This is a genomic window from Bartonella capreoli (assembly GCF_902813205.1).
Classification (GTDB): Bacteria; Pseudomonadota; Alphaproteobacteria; order Rhizobiales; family Rhizobiaceae; genus Bartonella; species Bartonella schoenbuchensis.
This window is the reverse complement of the sequence record NZ_CADDZX010000067.1, coordinates 1-872: the sequence shown is the minus strand read 5'-3', so window position 1 is coordinate 872 and position 872 is coordinate 1. Positions and strand designations below refer to the sequence as shown.

The 872-nt window shown below is 37.5% G+C and carries 2 protein-coding genes; both read left to right on the top strand.

Annotated elements, in window-relative coordinates; all coding sequences use genetic code 11:
* On the top strand, nucleotides 1-199 hold a 199-nt coding region (locus J7R05_RS07325), incomplete at its 5' end, for a P-II family nitrogen regulator (RefSeq protein ID WP_208541775.1).
* A 62-nt stretch (nucleotides 200-261) separates the two neighbouring features.
* The coding region (locus J7R05_RS07320) for a glutamine synthetase beta-grasp domain-containing protein (RefSeq protein ID WP_208541774.1) at nucleotides 262-872 on the top strand (611 nt) is incomplete at its 3' end.

Genomic DNA, 872 nt, shown 5'->3' with positions numbered 1-872 from the left:
TGGTGCTCAATATGTTGTTGATTTTCTACCTAAAGTAAAGATTGAAATTGTTGTTGCCGATGAAAAGTTGGAACAAGCCGTTAACACAATACGTAAAGCAGCTCAAACAAAACATATTGGAGATGGAAAAATATTTGTTTTTTCTATTGATGATGCCATTCGTATTGGCACTGACGAATCTGGAATCGATGCCCTTTAATAAATAACAACAAAATTTTTCGCCTTTTTTATCTACATCAATCCCACATAAGGAAATTGAATATGACAACCGCATCAGATATTATCAAACAGATTGCGAACAACGAAATCCGTTTTGTTGATTTTCGTTTTACCGATCCGTGTGGAAAGTTGCATCACATCACAATGGATAGTTCAGAAATCAGAGAAGATACATTTAGTGATGGCGTTATGTTTGATGGTTCTTCGATCTCCGGATGGAAAACAATCAACGAATCTGACATGGTTTTGTTGCCCGATCCAGAAACAGCACATATTGATCCTTTTTTTGCTCAATCGAGTTTAGTCATATTCTGTGACGTGCTCGATCCTGTTTCTAGAGAATTTTATCGTAGAGATCCTCGTTCTATCGCCAAGAGAGCTGAAGTTTATATGAAATCTTTAGGAATCGGAGACACGATCAATATAGGACCAGAAGCAGAATTCTTTATCTTTGATGATGTACGCTATAAAACTGATCCTTACAACACAGGATTTAAACTTGATTCAAGTGAACTTCCATCCAATAATGATATGGAATATGAAATAGGCAATCTTGGCCATCGTCCACGAATGAAAGGCGGTTACCTTCCCGTTCCCCCGATCGATTCCTGCCAAGATATGCGTTCTGAAATGCTTACTGCACTCAAAGATAT